The sequence below is a fragment of the Pseudomonas sp. D(2018) genome (genome assembly GCF_005502555.1).
In the GTDB taxonomy this organism is placed as follows: Bacteria; Pseudomonadota; Gammaproteobacteria; order Pseudomonadales; family Pseudomonadaceae; genus Metapseudomonas; species Metapseudomonas resinovorans.
Map to the genome: position 1 here is coordinate 67,412 of NZ_SCOK01000009.1, position 17,289 is coordinate 84,700.

At 65.0% G+C, this 17,289-nt stretch carries 14 protein-coding genes; 8 read left to right on the forward strand and 6 right to left on the reverse strand.

What is annotated here, in order from left to right:
• Positions 1-15: 15 nt before the first annotated feature.
• A complete protein-coding gene (locus tag FFS60_RS08725; RefSeq protein WP_137821740.1) occupies positions 16-1,356 on the reverse strand; it encodes an SLC13 family permease in 1,341 nt (446 codons plus the stop codon).
• Between the two features lie 14 nt (positions 1,357-1,370).
• Complete coding sequence (locus FFS60_RS08730) at positions 1,371-2,393, reverse strand: amino acid ABC transporter substrate-binding protein (protein ID WP_137821741.1); 1,023 nt, start codon at positions 2,391-2,393, stop codon at positions 1,371-1,373.
• Positions 2,394-2,572: 179 nt separating this feature from the next.
• On the opposite strand from FFS60_RS08730, the gene FFS60_RS08735 reads away from it, so the two are divergent.
• The 5 genes from FFS60_RS08735 (at position 2,573) to FFS60_RS08755 (ending at position 10,489) form a co-directional block, all read left to right on the forward strand.
• Positions 2,573-3,217, forward strand: coding sequence for an MBL fold metallo-hydrolase (locus tag FFS60_RS08735; RefSeq protein ID WP_028629975.1), 645 nt, complete (start codon positions 2,573-2,575; stop codon positions 3,215-3,217).
• A gap of 80 nt (positions 3,218-3,297) precedes the next feature.
• Positions 3,298-4,002: an OmpA family protein gene (locus FFS60_RS08740; protein WP_137821742.1), complete on the forward strand. Its 705-nt coding sequence runs from the start codon at positions 3,298-3,300 to the stop codon at positions 4,000-4,002.
• 193 nt (positions 4,003-4,195) lie between these two features.
• A complete protein-coding gene (locus FFS60_RS08745) occupies positions 4,196-7,924 on the forward strand; it encodes a response regulator (RefSeq protein ID WP_137821743.1) in 3,729 nt (1,242 codons plus the stop codon).
• On the forward strand, positions 7,905-10,061 hold the full coding sequence (locus tag FFS60_RS08750; protein WP_137821744.1) for a bifunctional diguanylate cyclase/phosphodiesterase: 2,157 nt from the start codon (positions 7,905-7,907) through the stop codon (positions 10,059-10,061). The genes FFS60_RS08745 and FFS60_RS08750 overlap by 20 nt, the downstream gene beginning before the upstream one ends.
• Before the next feature lie 113 nt (positions 10,062-10,174).
• On the forward strand, positions 10,175-10,489 hold the full coding sequence (locus FFS60_RS08755) for an EthD family reductase (RefSeq protein ID WP_028629978.1): 315 nt from the start codon (positions 10,175-10,177) through the stop codon (positions 10,487-10,489).
• Positions 10,490-10,568: 79 nt separating this feature from the next.
• Here FFS60_RS08755 and FFS60_RS08760 read toward each other — a convergent pair whose 3' ends face one another.
• From FFS60_RS08760 to FFS60_RS08775, 4 genes are all read right to left on the reverse strand, one after another.
• The gene (locus FFS60_RS08760) at positions 10,569-11,474 is read right to left on the reverse strand and encodes an acyltransferase (RefSeq protein ID WP_028629979.1); all 906 of its coding nucleotides are present in this window, start codon (positions 11,472-11,474) and stop codon (positions 10,569-10,571) included.
• 452 nt (positions 11,475-11,926) lie between these two features.
• Positions 11,927-13,963, reverse strand: a complete 2,037-nt coding sequence (gene pta, locus FFS60_RS08765) for a phosphate acetyltransferase (RefSeq protein WP_137821745.1) — start codon at positions 13,961-13,963, stop codon at positions 11,927-11,929.
• A gap of 22 nt (positions 13,964-13,985) precedes the next feature.
• Entirely contained in the window at positions 13,986-15,152 is a 1,167-nt protein-coding gene (locus tag FFS60_RS08770; RefSeq protein WP_028630430.1) for an acetate/propionate family kinase, read from the reverse strand.
• Positions 15,152-15,478: a DUF3565 domain-containing protein gene (locus tag FFS60_RS08775; RefSeq protein ID WP_081668144.1), complete on the reverse strand. Its 327-nt coding sequence runs from the start codon at positions 15,476-15,478 to the stop codon at positions 15,152-15,154. The genes FFS60_RS08770 and FFS60_RS08775 overlap by 1 nt, the downstream gene beginning before the upstream one ends.
• On the opposite strand from FFS60_RS08775, the gene FFS60_RS08780 reads away from it, so the two are divergent.
• The 3 genes from FFS60_RS08780 to FFS60_RS08790 all read left to right on the forward strand — a co-directional run bounded on the left by FFS60_RS08780 (position 15,447) and on the right by FFS60_RS08790 (position 17,273).
• Positions 15,447-15,932 (forward strand): peptidylprolyl isomerase, encoded by a 486-nt coding sequence (locus tag FFS60_RS08780; protein WP_028630432.1) that lies wholly within the window; start codon positions 15,447-15,449, stop codon positions 15,930-15,932. The genes FFS60_RS08775 and FFS60_RS08780 overlap by 32 nt on opposite strands.
• Before the next feature lie 126 nt (positions 15,933-16,058).
• Positions 16,059-16,541, forward strand: coding sequence for a glutathione peroxidase (locus FFS60_RS08785; protein WP_028630433.1), 483 nt, complete (start codon positions 16,059-16,061; stop codon positions 16,539-16,541).
• Between the two features lie 141 nt (positions 16,542-16,682).
• Entirely contained in the window at positions 16,683-17,273 is a 591-nt protein-coding gene (locus FFS60_RS08790) for a TetR/AcrR family transcriptional regulator (RefSeq protein ID WP_256658056.1), read from the forward strand.
• The last annotated feature ends 16 nt before the right edge of the window (positions 17,274-17,289 follow it).

Consider the following 17,289-nt stretch of genomic DNA (forward strand, 5'->3'; position numbering starts at 1 on the left):
TGGCGCGCACCGGGTTCAGATGATCGGGTGGAACATCAGCCACACATAGAGGCCGGAAACGAGGAACTGCGCCAGCGTGATAGGCACGCCGTAGCGGCTGAAGCGGGCAAAGCTCACGCGCTCCCCCTCGCTGGCACAGATGCCCACCGCCACTATGTTGGCCGAGGCACCGATCAGCGTCGCGTTGCCGCCCAGTGTGGCGCCGAACATCATCGCGATGAATACCGGGATGGTCGAACCAGGCCAGTCGCTGAACATAGCAGCCAGGGCGATCTCCGGCACGATTTCCGCGGCCACCAGATAGCCTTTGGTCATGATCAGCGAGGCGGCAACCACGGGGATGTTGGCCAGCAGGCTGGACAGCAAGCCGATCCCGACCATGAGGCTCAGGGCGACCACCAGGAGGTTCGTACCGAACCACTCTTCCAGCTTGATTGAGAGCCCCTGCAGCAGCCCCGTTGCGGTGAATGCCTCCACCAGGCAGAAGATTGCGCCAAGGAACAGCAGGGTCTTCCAGTCGATGGCGCGCAGAAGTTCGTCCACCGGCTCCACGTGCGAGGAAAAGATCACCAGCAGGGCCAGGCTCGCGGCGATGATGGCTACTGCCGGCGGTACGATGGGGCGGGGCAGCAGTTCGCCGAACAGGAACAGCGCGATCATCAACGCCAACACGGCCAGGGTCATGACCACGAACCACGGTTTATCGATGGGCGGCAACGGCTCGGGTTCCGGCAGGTCTACCTGTGCGCGCCAGATCTGCGGCATCAGCCAGGGCAGCAGCGGGATGATCACCAGGACGGCGAGCAGACCAGCCAGGCTGACCTTCTGCAGATATTGGACGAAGCTCATGCCGATCGAGCTGCCCACCAGGAAGGTCGCCGGGTCGCCGACCAGGGTTAACATGCCGGCCGAGTTGCTGACGATTGCCGTGAGCACCAGCGGCGCGACGATGTCCACCTTCAAGGCCCGAGCCACGCGCACGATCACGGGGGCGAGCAGAATCACCGTCGTGGCGTTGGGCAGCAGCGCGCAGACTGGCGCCACCATGAGGATCAGCAGCAGCAGGAAGCGCTTGCCGCTGCCGCCGGTCGCGCGCAGGAACATCACGCCGAGACGTTCAAATAGCCCGGTGCGGGCCAGTACGCGTGCGACCACCATGCCGCCGAATAACAGCGACAAGGGCCCGCCGGCCGTGCGCATCGCGGCGATCAGACTGCTGCTGCCGAGAATGCCAAGGGCCAGCAGCATGCCGACGCCGAGCAGCGCGGCGACCGCCATGTCGATCAGGTCGAAGGCAATCGCCAGGACCACCAGGGCGAAAATGCTCAGGGTCAGGTAAATCTGCAGGTCGCTCATTCGGCTTTCCCGGCTCAGTCTATTGGCGGCGCATACAAGAGCCCGCCGTCGCGCCAGAGGCGGTTCGGGCCGCGTTCGATCGCCAGCTGGCTTCGACTGCCGAGGTGTCGCTCGTAAAGCTCTGCGTAATTGCCGACTGCGCGCACGGCACGCATCGCCCAGTCCGGCTGCACGTCCAGCGCTTTCGCCAGACGCAGGTCCTCGCCACGCAGCAGACGTCCCTGCGGTCCCCGCATTTTGCGGACGCGGGCTTCGACATTGGCCTGCGTCAAGTCGTACGCCTCGGCGAGAACCAGGGCGTGGAGTACCCAGCGCACCACCGAGGCCCACTGCTCATCGCCCTGGGCAACTACCGGGCCAATCGGCTCCCTGGAGATGCGCTCGGGCAGAATCACGAAATCGTCCGGCTTGCCGGGAGCCAGCAGACGCACGGCGGCCAATTGGGCGGAATCCGAAGTGAGGGCGCGGCACTTGCCGGCGAACAGGGCCTGCGCCGCGCCGCTCGCGGAGTCGATTTCCTGTGGGCGCAGCTTCAGGTCCTGGTCGCGTATCAAGTCGGCCAGGTTCTGCTGGTGGGTCGTGTCCTTCTCGACGCACACTTCGCCTTCGCGTAGCTCGGCCAGGTGCTCGATGCCCGAAGCCCTGGGGACCATGAACGCCTGGCCGTCATAGAAAAGCACGGCGGGAAATGTCACCTGCAGCAGCGCCTCACGGGTCAGTGTCCAGGTCGTGTTCCGTGCCAGCAGGTCGATGCGCCTTGCCTGCAGGGCCGGGAAGCGGGTAGAGGCCTTGAGCGGCACGAATTCGACCTGTTCTCCATTGCCCAGTACTGCCGCTGCCACTGCCCGACAGAAGTCGGCCTCCAGTCCGACCCAGCGGCCCGTGGCGTCACGCGCGGAAAATCCGGCGATGCCTTCACTGACACCGCAGCGCAACTGACCACGATTGTGGATGCTCGCGAGGGTTTCGCCGGCCAGGGGCGCCAGACCCTGAACCGCCAGGAGTACCAGCGCTGCAAGCAACCGTGTCAGGCGCATCAGGCTGAACTCCCGGGTTCGAGTGGCGATACTTTCACTCTAGTTGAGGCACCGGGCTGTCAGGCCGTCCGGTGGCCGCCGCAGATTGACGGCCACGGCGGGGGCGCACGCGGTCAGGAAGGTCGCCATTTCCGATTTCGGTGTGACAGAATTCCGTTCTTTATCGAACAGGGGCGCCCATGGAAGCCGCAAAACCTGCACTAATACGCGAAACCTTCCCGGTCGGCCCGTTGCAGTGCAACTGCACGCTGATCGGCGACCCGGTCAGCAAGAAGGCCATAGTCGTGGACCCGGGCGGCAACCCTGAGTTGATCCTGGCGCGCCTGGAAGCCCATGGCCTGAAGCTGGTCAGCATCATCCACACCCATGCTCATCTCGATCACTTTCTCGCCTCCGGAGAGTTGAAGAAGGCGACCGGTGCCACCCTGCATCTGCACAAGGAAGACCAGTTCCTCTGGGACAACCTGGAAATGCAGTGCCGCATGTTCGGTGTGCCCTACAAGCCGGTGCCGGCGCCCGACCAGTGGCTGGCCGATGACGAGGAACTGGCCTGCGGTTGCGGTGTGGCGCTGCACACCCCGGGGCATACACCCGGCTCCATGAGTTTCTGGTTCCCCGAGGCCAAGCTGCTGATCGCCGGGGATACCCTGTTCCGCCGTGGCATCGGCCGGACTGACCTCTGGGGCGGCGACTACAACACCATCGAGCGGTCCATCAAGCAGCGCCTCTACAGCCTGGACGAGGAGGCCACCGTGGTCACCGGCCACGGCCCCGACACCCGTCTCGGTGACGAGATGCGGGAAAATCCGTTCGTACGAGCTTGAGCCACGGAATTTCTATAAACCTCGATGCTCTAATGGCCCGCAGCCATATCGGCTTTGAGAATTCTCAGGAGTAAAAGTCCATGTTCACCCCGTGTCGTCTGATCATCGCCGCTACCGCTTTCGCCATGCTGGCGGGTTGTGCTCAGAATCCTTACAACCAACAGGGTGAGGTCCAGGCTCCCGCCGAGGGCGGCATGAGCAAGACTGCCAAGTACGGTGCCCTGGGTGCCCTGGCCGGTGCCGTAGCGGGTGCTGCGATCAACCATGACAACCGTGGCAAGGGTGCGCTGATCGGCGCTGCCGTGGCTGGCGCCGCCAGCGCAGGCTACGGCTATTACGTCGACAAGCAGGAAGCAGAGCTGCGTCGGAGCATGGAAGGCACCGGCGTGCAGGTACAGCGCCAGGGCGACAACATCAACCTGATCATGCCCGGCAACATCACCTTCGCCACCAACTCGGCGGACATCGCCAGCAACTTCTATTCCCCGCTGAACAGCTTGGCGACTTCGTTCAAGCAGTACGACCAGAACAACATCGAAGTGGTGGGCCACACCGACAGCACCGGCAGCCACCAATACAACATGAACCTGTCGCAACTGCGCGCCCAGAGCGTAGCCAATTACCTGACGGCTCAGGGCGTCAATGGCACCCGCGTGACTTCCCGTGGCATGGGCCCGGACCTGCCGGTCGCCAGCAACGCCAACGAGGCGGGCCGTTCGCAGAACCGCCGCGTGGAGATCAAGCTGACCCCCATCCCCGGCGCCCAGGCTCCGCAGCAATACTGATACCGCTCCACCGCCACGAGGCCCGCTGTTGCGGGCCTCGTCGTTTCTGCCGCTCGTCGTGCAATTACTGGCTCAACGCCCGCTCCCACTTTCCTGTCTAGACTGCGATGCAGGGTTCCACAGGGCCCCGCCTGAATCGTTCGCCCGCGTACCCAGAGACGCGGCGACGGCCATGGAATGGACAGGAGACTGCATGGACGATCGTCAATCCCCCCTATCCCGCAAATACCTGCTGCCAGTGCTGGTAACCCTGACCCTGATGCTGGTTCTCGGGGGGCTGGTGCTCTGGCAATGGTTGGCCCTGGAAGCGCGCAACCGTAGCGAGTACGAGCAGCGCTTCAAGATCGAGGCGGAAGAAATTGCCCAGCGCGTCGGCATCCGGATGCGCGCCTACGAGATGGTCCTGCGCGGCATGTCTGGTTTGATGGTGGGCAGCGCTGCCGTGTCGGCCGAGGAGTGGGGGCGGGCCACGGACCAGTTGCAGTTGCAGGATCGCTATCCGGGCATCCAGGCGCTGGCATGGGCGCGTTATCTGAAGCACCCGGAGCTGAACGCCTTCGTCGGCGAGATCTGGGACCAGGGGCGCCGTGAGTTCCGTGTGTTTCCCTCGGAGCCGCGGGACGAGTACCTGGTGGTGCAATACAGCAGCCCCATGGACTGGCGCAACCGGCGCACCCTGGGCTTTGACATGCTTAGCGAGGCGGTGCGCCGGGAGGCGGTCGATCTTGCCCGGGATACCGGCGAGGCGATCCTCACCGGGCCGGTCACGCTCCGGCAGGAGACCGACCAGCACGTGCAAAGCGGCCTGCTGCTCTTCATGCCGGTGTATCGCCCAGACGCGCCCAGCGTCACCGTCGAGGAGCGTCGCGCGGCATTGGTCGGCATGGTTTGCGGCGCCTTTCGCATGAACGACCTGATGGACGGAATCCTGGGCACCCAGAGCAGCCTCTTCAGCATCGACATCAAGGATGCGGGCAGTCCTGGCACGCCTATGCTGGAGGAGCCCGACGGAAGCCACCCGCCGCGCTTCCATCGGGTCGAGGAGCTCAAGCTCTTCGGCCGCACCTGGGTGTTGGGCATAAGCAGCACGGCCAAGTATGAGGCCATGCTGGGCAACGACCGCATCGCCTTCAGCCTCTGGACGGGCCTGGCGGCTGCGCTGCTGCTCTCGCTGTTGGCGGGCGGCTACCTCTATCTGCGTGAGCGGCAATTGCAGCTCAGCCTGTCATCTGCCACCGCGCTGGCCGAGCGTGAGGAACGTTTCCGCCTGTTGCTGCAGCACCTGCCCGTGGCCACGCTTATCTGTGATGCCCAAGGTCGAATCGAGATGGCCAATGCCAGTGCGGGCGATCTGTTGGCCTGTGACACCGAGTTTCTGCTGGGGCAGCGATTGCAGCGCTACCTGCCGAGTATGGCGGCCCTGGAGTCGAGCGACGGTGACCAGTCCCCCACCCAGCTGACCGAGGTCGAAGCGCAACAGGATGGGGGGGAGCGAATCCCGGTGGCGCTGACCCTGAGCAGCCTGAACCACGGCGCGAACCAGCGCTACCTGATCAACCTGGTGGACCTGCAGGCGCGCAAGAGCGCCGAGGAGCGCTTCCGCCTGGTGGTCGAGGCGTCGCCCAACGCCATCGTCCTGGTGGATACCCAGGGGCGGATCGCCATGGTCAACCGCCAGACCGAGCAACTGTTTGGCCATGGTCGCCAGGAAATGCTCGGTTCGCCGGTGGAGATGCTCCTTCCCGAGGCGCTGCGTGAGGCTCATGTGGCATTGCGCGAAGGCTTCCAGCGCAAGCCCGAGCAACGGCGCATGGGCAGCAACCGCGAGTTGTTCGGACAGCATCGTGACGGTCACCAGATTCCCCTGGAGGTGGGCCTGTCGCCCATTCGCGCTGGCCGCGAACTGCTGGTTCAGGCGGTGATCATCGACATCAGCGAACGCAGGGCGGCGGAACAGCGCCTGCGTGACCAGGCCGAGCAGTTGATGCTGGCCAATCGTTACAAGTCCGAATTCCTCGCCAACATGTCCCATGAGCTGCGCACGCCGCTGAACAGCATCCTGATCCTCAGCGATCAGTTGCGTCAGAACATGGTCGGCAACCTCACCGAGAAACAGACCCGTCACGCCGACATCGTCCACCGCGCCGGCAGCGACCTGCTGCAGCTGATCAACGATGTGCTCGACCTGGCCAAGGTCGAAGCCGGGCGCATGCAGCTCAAGCTGGAACCGCTCAACGTCCAGGACATGCTCGCCGAGCTCGACGGCAGCTTGCGGCCCATGGCCGAGATCAAGGGATTGCGCCTCTCTACCCACGTCCAGGCCGGCGTGCCGCGGGTTATCCACAGCGACCGGGTGCGCTTGCACCAGATCCTGCGCAATCTGCTGTCCAATGCCCTCAAGTTCACCGAGCGTGGCGATGTAGAGCTGTCGGTCGAGCTCGACCCGGCCGCGGCCATCGACGAGCGCGAGGTGTTGCGCTTCGTCGTCCGCGACACGGGTATTGGCGTTCCCGAGGACCAGCACGAGCGTATCTTTCAGGCCTTCCAGCAGATCGATGGCTCGACCAGCCGGCGCTTCGGGGGCACCGGGCTGGGCCTGGCCATCACCCGTCAGCTGGTGCTTGCCCTGGATGGCGATATCTCGCTGGAAAGCGTACCGGGACGGGGTTCGCGCTTCACCGTTCGGTTGCCGGTGGCAGTGGCCGCCAGCCAGCCGAAGGACGATGAAGGGCCCATGCAGCCAGTGCGCGGCGGCCAGGGCCCGTCGGTACTGATTGTCGAGGACGACGTCAATTTCGCCTCGGTGATGGCCGAGGAAGCCCAGGCCCATGGGTTCTCCAGTGTCCATTGCCGCAACGGCAAGCAAGCCATCGCGCTCTTGCAGAACGAGCGCTTCGCCGCGGTCATCCTCGACATCCTGCTGCCGGATATCAGCGGCTGGCAGATCTACCGACGCCTGCGCAGTCATGCGAACCACCGTACTACCCCGGTGAACATCATTTCCTGTGTCCCCCAGCCCCAGGACTGGAACGAGGACGCCACCCGCTACCTGGTCAAACCCATTGCCCGAGAGGACCTGGAGCAGGTGTTCCAGGGCCTGGAGGGCGGCCGTCCGCTGGAGGAGCGCAAGTTGCTGCTGGTGGAGGATGTCGAGGTGGAACGCGAGCACTATCGCGAGCACCTGGAGCAACTGGGTTTCGATGTGGTGACCAGCGCCAACGGTGAGGGTGCCCGCAAAGCCTATGCGCAGAGCGATTTCTCCGCCCTGGTGATCGATCTCGATCTGCCTGACCAGGATGGCTTCGAGCTGCTCGACAGTCTCGACCGTGAACGCCCCCTGGAGGGCTCCCGGGTCGTCATAAACACCGGGGTCGACGTCAACCAGCAGAACCTGCAGCGCCTGCGACGCTACTCCGCGGTGGTCGTGCGCAAGGCCGGCGAGGACCTCGACAACCTCAGCTCGGCGGTTCAAGGCTTTCTGGCTGGCCTGCGCCAACCCCAGGCCAGCTCGGTGGTGGACCCGCTGGAAGGCAGCCGTGTGCTGCTGGTGGACGACGACGTGCGGAATGTCTACGCCCTCAGTGCCCTGCTCGACGAAACCGGCATGAAGGTCACCGCCGCCCGCGACGGGCTGGAAGCCATCACCTGCTTCCAGCGCGAACCCTTCGACCTCATCCTGATGGACATGGCCATGCCCAATATGGACGGCTACACCGCCACCCGCGTGCTCAAGCAGGAACACGGCTGTGGCATCCCGATCATCGCCCTGACCGCCCACGCGATGAAGGGCGATCGGGAGAAATGCATCACCGCCGGCGCCGACGACTACCTGGCCAAGCCGATCAGTCGCCAGGAACTGCTGGACATGCTCTACCGCTGGCTGGAACAACCAGGAGGTCGCCATGGCGCACCTGCAGCTTAAGGAGGCCTCAGCGGCCAACATCCTGCTGGTGGTGGATGACCGCCAGGAGAACCTTGCAGCCATGGAAGCGCTGTTGGACGACGGCGAATGGCAGGTGCGTACCGTGGATTCCGGCGAGGCCGCGTTGAAATGCCTGCTGGAGGAAGAGGTCGGCCTGGTGCTGCTGGATGTGCAGATGCCGCGCATGGATGGATTCGAGGTGGCCCGGCTGATGCGCAGCAGCCCGCTGACCCGCTATACGCCGATCATCTTCATCTCCGCCATCGCCCACACCCAGGACGCCGTGCTGCGCGGTTATTCGTCCGGGGCCGTGGACTTCATCCTCAAACCCTTCGACCCCCAGGTGCTGCGCCACAAGATCCAGTCCCTGTTGGCCCACGAGCGCAACCGGCGCGACCTGTTGCAACTCAGCCAGCAACTGGACAGTGCCCGTGCCTTCAATGCCTCGGTGCTGGAAAACGCAGCGGAAGGCATCCTGGTGGTGGGCGAAGACGGCATCATCAGCTTCGCCAACCCGGCCATGGCGCATATGCTCCAGGGCGCGGTGGACGATCTGGAGGGCCAGCCGCTGCTGAGCCTGATCGGGCATCCTGAGATGGCCGCCGAATGGAAGCTGTCGGATTTCTACCGCCACTGGAAGCGCAACGAGACCTATCGCCTGCACGATGCGAGCCTCAAGACCATGGGGGGCGAGCGCCTGCCGGTGGCGTTGTCGTCATCGCCCCTGCCACGCCTGCAGCGCTCCATGGTGGTCATCGCCCTGGATATGTCGGTGGTGCGCCAGCTGCATGCGCAACTGGAGTCCCAGGCCATCACCGATGCCTTGACCGGCCTGCTCAACCGGCGTGGCTTCCACCAGGCGCTCGAGGCATCCCTGGCGCGCATCGAGCGCAACGGCAAGCGCATGGCGGTGCTCTACCTGGACCTGGATGGCTTCAAGCTGATCAACGACTCGCTCGGCCACGAGGCCGGTGACCGCGTGCTGCGGCGAGTGGCCGAACAGCTGAAGAATTGCCTGCGCCCCTACGACATCCTGGCGCGCATGGGGGGGGACGAGTTCACGGCGCTGCTGGATACCCTCGATCATCCCGAAGACGCTGCGCGGGTGGCGGAGAAACTGATCGAGCTGGTGTCCGTGCGCCACCGCATCGAGGGCATCGACATCACCCTTGGCGCCAGCGTTGGCATCGCCTGCTTCCCCGAGTGCGGGCAGAGCGTGGATGGCCTGCTGCGCGCGGCCGACATCGCCATGTACGAGGCCAAGCGCGCCGGTCGCCAGCAATACCGCTTCTACTCGCCGGAGATGAACGGCCGCGCCCGCTCCCGGCTGATGCTGGAGGAAAGCCTGCGCAACGCCATCGAGCAGAACGATTTCCACCTGGTCTACCAGCCGCAGGTCCACCTGGAGACCGGCCGCCTGCGCGGCTTCGAAGCCTTGCTGCGCTGGGAACACCGGGTCGCAGGCACTGTGGCGCCCAATGTGTTCATCCCGTTGCTGGAAGAGACCCGCCTGATCAACCGCCTGGGAGACTGGGTGCTGCGGGAGGGGGCCAGTCAGTGCAGCGCGTGGCTCCCGAGTTTCGGCGAGGACCTGGTGATCAGTCTCAACGTCAGCCCTGTGCAGTTCGGCATGCCGCAGCTGGTGGACGACCTGCGGCGGGTGCTCGGCGAATTCAGCCTGCGGCCTGAGCAGCTGGAGGTCGAGGTGACCGAAAGCGCACTGATGCAGGACCTGGAGCTGACCCGCGAGCAGCTCCGGCAACTGCGCGCCCTGGGCGTGCGCATCGCCATCGACGACTTCGGCACCGGCTATTCGTCCCTGGCCTACTTGCGCCATTTCGAACTGGACACCTTGAAGATCGATCGCCTGTTCATCTCCAACATGCTGGAGTCGCGGCGCGACGCCGCCGTGGTCAGCACCATCATCGATCTCAGCCGCCACCTGGGCCTGGAGGTGATCGCCGAGGGGGTGGAAACCCTGGCCCAGCGTGATTGGTTGCTGGAGCACGGCTGTACCTTCATGCAGGGTTTCCTGGTGGCGCCGGGGCTTCCCGTCGCCAAGGCCGAGGCCTTTCCGCGGGTAGTGGATTGGAGCGCGCTGCGCGAGGCCTCCGAAAGCCTCACTCCCTCTCCATGAAGAGGGGGTGGCGGAGAGAGTGGCATCACGCACACCCGAACGCGCGGGCCTACACTTGAGTTGTCGGGGGCATCCGGGATCACGCCGCCGGCCTATTGCAATAAGGAGGCTCCATGTACTGCTTTGTTGTGGCGTACCCCAACGCACCGGGCGCCAAGTTCGATTTCACCTACTACTGCGAGGAACACATCCCGCTCCTGACCCGCCTGATCGGCGAAAACCTGGTGAAGGTCGAAGTGCGCAAGGGCTTGGCCGCAGCGGATGGCGCCGTGGCGCCGTTCATCTGCATGGCCAACCTATGGGTACTGTCGATGGAGGAATTGCGCAGCACGCTGGAACTGAACGGCGACGAGATCAGCGCCGATATCCCCAACTACACCAACCTGGCGCCCTTGCTCCAGGTGGATGAGGTGTTACAGACGCCATGAAGAACAAGAGCCCGCCAATCGGCGGGCTCTTCGTATCCGGGCGGGAGGACCGACGAAGGGTCGTCCACCCGGTTGAGGCTCAGGCTGGCGGGAACTGCTGGTGCAGCCGAACCAACTGGGCGTCCTTGGCCTCCCACAGGCGGTTCACCCATTGCTGGAAGGCCAGGCGGTACTGCTCGTCCTGGTCGTAGTTCTTGCCGATGAACTCGCCGGGAATTTCCATTTTTTCGATGCGCACCACCACCTGGCGCAGGCGGCCGGCGAGCAGGGTCCAGAAGTTCGGGTTGCCATCCGGGTAGTGGATGGTGACGTTGACCAGCGAATGCAGTTGCTCGCCCATGGCATCCAGCACGAAGGCGATGCCTCCGGCCTTGGGTTTGAGCAGGTACTGGAAGGGCGAGTCCTGCTCGTCGTGCTTGGCGCGAGTGAAGCGGGTGCCCTCGAGGAAGTTGAAGATACCCACCGGATTGTCGCGGAACTTGTCGCAGGTGCGGCGGGTGGTTTCGAGGTCCTTGCCCTTCTTCTCCGGGTGCTTGGCCAGGTAGGCCTTGGAGTAGCGCTTCATGAAGGGGAAATCCAGCGCCCACCAGCACAGACCGATTACCGGGACCCAGATCAGCTCCTGTTTGAGGAAGAAGCGCAGCAGGCGGATACGGCGGTTGAACAGGTGCTGCAGGACCAGGATGTCCACCCAGCTCTGGTGATTGCTGGTGACCAGGTAGCTGTGCTGGTAGTCCAGCCCGGCCAGGCCGTCCACGTCCCAGCGGGTGTCGCGCACCAGGCGCATCCACAGTTTGTTGCAACTGATCCAGCCCTCGGCGACGAAGCTGGCAGCCCAGTTCAGCACGCGCTTGGCCGCATGGAAGGGCAAAAGCAGCTTGAGCAAGGTGACGGCGAACAGCGGAATGCACCAGAACAAGGTGTTGAGGGTCAGCATCAACGCCGCCAGGGCGCCGAGCAGCGGGGAAGGGATAAAACTCAGCATGGACGGGTTGGAGCCTCACCGGGGGTGGTCATGGCCACCTCGTTATGGGTAGGACCCGCGGCGTTCCCTGACTGCGGGCAGAATGGTGGCCAAGGTTAACGGTTGTTCACTCAACTGCAAGCGCGAAGGGTGACCGAGCGGTCGCGGCGGGCGCTGATTCCGGGGGAGAAGGCGGTAGGAGGGAATTCATTCGCCAAGGGGGGCGCAGCAGCCCCTTCCTCGTTCGCAAGGGCAGACCTTTGGTCTGCTTGGCGAATGAATTGGCTATGTCTGCATCAAGTGTTGCAAGCACCTGCATCGCCCGTAGGAGCTGGCTTGCCAGCGAATGGCCCCGTTTCGCCGGCAAACCAGCTCCTACAAGGCTCTTGGCCCGATGATAAATCTCTCGCAACAGCTAACACAGACATAGCGAATGAATTCGCCCCCACAAATTTGCGCTGCGGTCGTCGTGCTTAAGCTTCGCTGCCGCACGCCGCCTGGATCGCCGTCAGGGCGATGGTGTGGATGATGTCGTCTACCAGGACGTTGCGGGGCAGGTCGTTTACCGGCTTGCGCAACCCTTGCAGCATCAGGCCGCCGCTGACCACAGGGTGACCCTGCTGTGCGTCCTTGTAGGCGGCATCGCCAGTGGCCAGGTCGGGGAAGACGAACACGGTGGTGCGGCCATCACGCGTGGCGGCGGAGTAGGGCAGGGGGCCCTCGATGGTCAGCTCGGGGCGCGCGGCACGGGCCAGGCGGGTGGCTTCGCGGACTTTCGCCAATTCCGCTTCATCGGCCGAGTCGCAGACCATCGCCACCCTCGGGACTATGCCCAGGGCCTCGGCCGAGTCCGCACTTTGCAGGGCGATTTCCGCCAGATCGCTGGCATCGGGATCGGGATTCACCGCGCAGTCGCCATAGACCACCACCTGCTCCGGCAGCAGCATCAGGTAGACGGACGAGGCGATGCGGTAGCCGGGTGCCGACTTGATCAGCTGCAGGGCCGGGCGAATGGTGTTGGCGGCGGGGTGGATGGCGCCGGAGACCAGTCCGTCCACTTCGTCCAGGGCCAGCATCATGGTGCCGAGTACGACGTTGTCTTCCAGTTGGGCGGTGGCCATGGGCGCGTTCAGGCTCTTGCTCTGGCGCAGCTCCACCATGGGCTGGACGTAGCGCTCGCGGACCCGATCCGGATCGAGGATTTCCAGCCCCTCGGGCAGTTCGATGCCTTGGGCGCGGGCCACGGCGTGCACATCCTCCGGCTTGGCCAGCAGCACGCAGTGGGCGATTCCTCGGGCCTGGCACGCGGCGGCTGCCTGTACCGTGCGCGGCTCGCTGCCTTCGGGCAGGACGATACGTTTGCCGGCGAGCTGGGCCTGCTGGATCAGCCGGTGGCGGAAGGCCGGCGGCGACAGGCGCTGGGTCGCGCTTGGCGCACCGCAGCGGCTGCGCAGCCAGTCGAGGTCGAGGTTGCGGGCGACGAACTCGGTGACCTTCTCCGCGCGCTCGCGGTCGTCCACCGGGATTTCCTTGTTCATCCGGTTCAGGTTGGTGGCGGTGTCGTAGGTGCCGGTGGCCACGCCCAGCACCGGCAGGCCGCCCTGCAGCGCGCCACGGCAGAGCTCCAGGGTGCGAGGGTCGGGCTGGATATCGCTGGAGAGCAGCAGGCCGGCCAGCGGCACGCCGTTCATGGAGGCCAGGCTGGCGGCGAGGATGATGTCGTCGCGGTCGCCCGGGGTCACTACCAGTACGCCCGGCTTGAGCTGCTGCACGGTATTGGGCACGGTGCGTGCGCAGACCACGATCTTCTGCACCCGGCGCTGGTCGTAGTCCCCGGCGTTGATGACCTGGGCTTGCAGCAGGTCGGCGACGTCACGGGTACGCGGGGCGTTCAGTTCTTCCAGCCAGGGCACGCTGCCGAGCAGGCGGAAGTCGTCGCCGCGAAGTAGCGGAGATTGCTCCTTGAGGCGGCGAGAGAAGTCGTCGTCGCGCACTTTGTTGAGGATCACCCCGAGGACCTTCGGGTCGCGCGGGCCGCCGAACTGCTGGGCCTGGATTTCCAGGCGGTCGGACAGCTCGGAGAGGCTCTCGTCTTCCGGTGCTGACACCAGGATGACGTCGGCATCCAGGCTCTTGGCCAGATGGAAGTTGATGCGCGCGGCGTAGCTGGCATGGCGGGTCGGCACCATGCCTTCGACGATCACCACGTCCTTGCCTTGGGCCGCCTGGTGGAACAGGCCGGTAATCTCTTCCAGCAGCTCGTCCAGCTGGCCGTCGGCGAGCATGCGCTCCACCTGGGATTGCGCCAGTGGCGTGGGCGGCTTCAGGCCATGTGTGCGGGCCACCAGCGCGGTGGAGCGTTCCGGGCCAAGGTCGCCGGGGTGGGGCTGGGCCACAGGCTTGAGGAAGCCGACCTGCAGGCCGGCCAGTTCCAGGGCGCGCACCAGGCCCAGGCTGGTGGAGGTGAGACCGACACCGAAACCGGTCGGGGCGATGAAGAAACAGTGCATGGGACTCCTTGGCAAAGGCGGTTCAGGCGAGCAGGGCCAGGGTATCGAGGGCGATCTGGCGCTCTTCGTTGGTAGGCACTACCAGCACGCGCGGATGGCCACGCCTGTGGATGGGGCCGGCGACGCCGCGCACGCAGCGGGCGTTGGCTTCGCTGTCGATGGCCAGGTTGAGCAGCTTCAGGTGATCCACCGTGCGGCTGCGCACAAGGGGTGAATTCTCGCCGATCTCGCCGGTGAAGATCAGCCCGTCCAGCTGCGGCAGGGCACAACCAACGGCGGCCAGGGTTCGGGCCAGTCGGTAGCAGAACACTTCGATGGCGAGGGTGGCGCCGGCGTGACCCTGATCGCGGGCCTGCTCCAGGCTGCGCATGTCGCTGGCCAGTTCCGAGAGGCCGAGCAAGCCGCTTTCCTGGCGAAGCACCTGGTCGATCTTCTCCAGGCTCCAGCCGAGGCTGCGGTGCAGTTGGGTGTAGAGATGCGGGTCGATGTCGCCGCTACGGGTGGCCATCACCAGGTTCATGCTGGCGTCGCGGCTCTGGCCGTTGACGATGGCGCAGGCGGAGCTGTGCGCGCCCAGATGGGCGGAGAGCCAGCAGCTGTCACCGAGGGAAAGCCCGGCCAGTTCGGCGGCGCGGCGGCTGACGTAGCGGTGGCTGTTGCCGTGGAAGGCAAAACGGCGCAGGCCGTGGTCGCGGTAGACGGCGTCCGGCAGGGCAAGGCGGTAGACGTGCTCGGGCATGCTCTGGTGGAAGGCCGTGTCGAACACCGCCACGTGGGGCAGGTTCGGCAACAGATGCATGGCGGCGTCGATGCCCACCAGACTGGCCGGCATCTGCTGCGGCGCCAGCGGGACCAGGGCTTGCAGGCGGCGGATCACCTGGGCGTCCACGCGGCAGGCCGAGCTGAACAGTTCGCCGCCATGCAGGACGTGGTGGCCGACGCCGTGCAGCTTGCTGCCAGCGGCGCCCTGGACGATGGGCATCAGTTGGGACAGCGCCGAGCGGTGGTCGGCGTTCGGGATCATCAGGCTGTCCTTGTCGCCGCCACGTTGCCAGCGCAGTTCGGCGTTGCGGCTGCCGAGTCCGTCGGCCATGCCGTGGAGAATGAACTGGCTGTGGGCTTCGTTGACCAGGGCGAAGCGCAGGGAAGTCTTGCGAGCGTGGATCACCAGGATGTTGCGTGCGGGCATCAGGTTTCCTCGGAGGATTCGACGGCCAATCCCTGGGCACACCAGCCGCAGGGGAAGAGGCGGCCCAACTGGGCGGCGCGCTGAGCGGGATCGAGTACCCACGCGCGGGACTGCCAGGGCGGCTGGTGCCTCAGGTGTTGAGTATGGCCGCAGGAAAGCACGGCGACCCAGTGACCGTCTTCGTCTTGCCTGTAGCCGACCAGGCGGGGCCGCCCGTCAGCGTTCGGGTCGCAATCGACAGGCCGCGCGGTTAAACTTGCGCTTTCATCATTCATTTGCAGAAGGTCTCGCACCATGCTGATCGCCGCCAACAAGGCTGTGTCCATCGACTATACCCTGACCAACGACGCCGGTGAGGTGATCGACAGCTCCGCCGGCGGCGCTCCGCTGGTATACCTGCACGGCGCCGGCAATATCATCATTGGCCTGGAGCGTGCTCTGGAAGGCAAACAGGCTGGCGACGAGCTGAACGTTGCCATCGAGCCGGAAGATGCCTACGGCGAGTACAGCGCAGAGCTGGTCGCCACCCTGGATCGCGCGATGTTCGAAGGCGTTGACCAGCTGGAAGTCGGCATGCAGTTCCACGCCTCCGGCCCGGACGGCAGCATGCAGATCGTCACCATCCGCGACATCGACGGCGACGACGTCACCGTCGACGGCAACCACCCGCTGGCCGGCCAGCGCCTGAACTTCAAGGTCAAGGTCGTCACCGTGCGTGAAGCCAGCGACGAAGAAGTCGCTCACGGCCACATTCACGGCGAAGGCGGTCACCACCACTGACCGGTCGTCCGCGACTGCCGAGCCGGCAAATCGCGAATCGGCTGCTAAGCTGAGAAAACCGAAAAGGCGCCCCGGGGCGCCTTTTTTGTCCGCTGTGGAATCCCTGAGATTTTCGAGGAGTCAGTCATGAGTGCCTTCCACGACCTCAATCTGCGTGCGCTCGACGGTCAGGATCTGCCGTTGGCGCCCTACAAGGGCCAGGTGGTGCTGGTGGTGAATGTCGCCTCCAAGTGCGGCCTGACCCCGCAATACGCCGGGCTGGAAAAGCTCTACCAGCAATACCGCGACAAGGGCTTCACCGTGCTGGGCCTGCCGTGTAACCAGTTCGCCGGGCAGGAGCCGGGCAGCGAGGAAGAGATCCGCGAGTTCTGCAGCCTGAACTACGGCGTGACCTTCCCCCTGGGCAGCAAGATCGAGGTCAACGGTTCGGCTCGCCATCCCCTGTACCGCCTGTTGGCGGGCGAGGGCGCCGAGTTCCCCGGCGAGATCACCTGGAACTTCGAGAAATTCCTCGTCGGCAAGGATGGTCGCGTACTGGCGCGTTTCTCGCCGCGCACCGCCCCGGATGACCCCGCGTTGATCCAGTCAGTCGAAAAGGCCCTGGCCTGATACACCTTCCCCACTCATGACGACCGGGGCGAAAGGACTCGCCCCGCGTTTCCAGCTCCAACCATTCCCTTCCTGTAATCGCCAATCACGCTAATCAATAGTGCTGGGCGGGGCGAGACGACCGGTCATATGCTCGCCGCCATGACCAGTATCCGACTCGACAAACGCGACCTCATCCTCGCCAAGGGCTCCCAGGTGATGACCCGCCGTGGCTACCACGGCACCGGCGTGCAGGAGATCGTCCAGGCCGCGGGCATCCCCAAGGGCTCCTTCTATCACTACTTCGCCAGCAAGGAAGATTTCGCCGTGCAGGCCCTGGAGTACCTCTACCTGCCGCGCCTGGAGCGTTATGCGCAGGTCCTGGGCAATCCGGCGCTGAGCCCGTGCCAGCGCATCCTCGGCTACTACCGCGAACTGCTGGCGCATTTCTCCAGCCGCGAGAAGCCGGAGTACCACTGCTTCATCGGTAGCCTCGGCTTCGAAATGGCCGAGCTGTCGCCCGCCATCGGCGAGCAGGTGGAAAGCATTCTGCAGGGCTCGGTGGACATCCTCCAGGCGTGCCTGGAAGAAGCCGTGACCGCCGGAGAGCTGCGCGCCGATGAAGACTGCGCCAACCTCGCGGCCTTCATCGCCAACGCCTGGCAGGGCGTGCTGACACGCTTGAAAGTGGGGGGCGGCACCGCACCCATGACCGCATTCGTCGACCGCCTGGAGCTGCTGCTCCGGGCCTGATTTCCCAAAGCCTTGA

Bases quoted from the DNA above. Each gene is read 5' to 3' on its own strand.
- FFS60_RS08780 (WP_028630432.1), top strand. From the start codon at position 15,447: ATGCTGATCGCCGCCAACAAGGCTGTGTCCATCGACTATACCCTGACC.
- pta (WP_137821745.1), bottom strand. From the start codon at position 13,963: ATGCACTGTTTCTTCATCGCCCCGACCGGTTTCGGTGTCGGTCTCACC.
- FFS60_RS08725 (WP_137821740.1), bottom strand. From the start codon at position 1,356: ATGAGCGACCTGCAGATTTACCTGACCCTGAGCATTTTCGCCCTGGTG.
- FFS60_RS08775 (WP_081668144.1), bottom strand. From the start codon at position 15,478: ATGGACACAGCCTTGTTGGCGGCGATCAGCATGGTGCGAGACCTTCTG.
- FFS60_RS08790 (WP_256658056.1), top strand. From the start codon at position 16,683: ATGACCAGTATCCGACTCGACAAACGCGACCTCATCCTCGCCAAGGGC.
- FFS60_RS08735 (WP_028629975.1), top strand. From the start codon at position 2,573: ATGGAAGCCGCAAAACCTGCACTAATACGCGAAACCTTCCCGGTCGGC.
- FFS60_RS08755 (WP_028629978.1), top strand. From the start codon at position 10,175: ATGTACTGCTTTGTTGTGGCGTACCCCAACGCACCGGGCGCCAAGTTC.
- FFS60_RS08730 (WP_137821741.1), bottom strand. From the start codon at position 2,393: ATGCGCCTGACACGGTTGCTTGCAGCGCTGGTACTCCTGGCGGTTCAG.
- FFS60_RS08745 (WP_137821743.1), top strand. From the start codon at position 4,196: ATGGACGATCGTCAATCCCCCCTATCCCGCAAATACCTGCTGCCAGTG.
- FFS60_RS08770 (WP_028630430.1), bottom strand. From the start codon at position 15,152: ATGCCCGCACGCAACATCCTGGTGATCCACGCTCGCAAGACTTCCCTG.
- FFS60_RS08785 (WP_028630433.1), top strand. From the start codon at position 16,059: ATGAGTGCCTTCCACGACCTCAATCTGCGTGCGCTCGACGGTCAGGAT.
- FFS60_RS08740 (WP_137821742.1), top strand. From the start codon at position 3,298: ATGTTCACCCCGTGTCGTCTGATCATCGCCGCTACCGCTTTCGCCATG.
- FFS60_RS08750 (WP_137821744.1), top strand. From the start codon at position 7,905: ATGGCGCACCTGCAGCTTAAGGAGGCCTCAGCGGCCAACATCCTGCTG.
- FFS60_RS08760 (WP_028629979.1), bottom strand. From the start codon at position 11,474: ATGCTGAGTTTTATCCCTTCCCCGCTGCTCGGCGCCCTGGCGGCGTTG.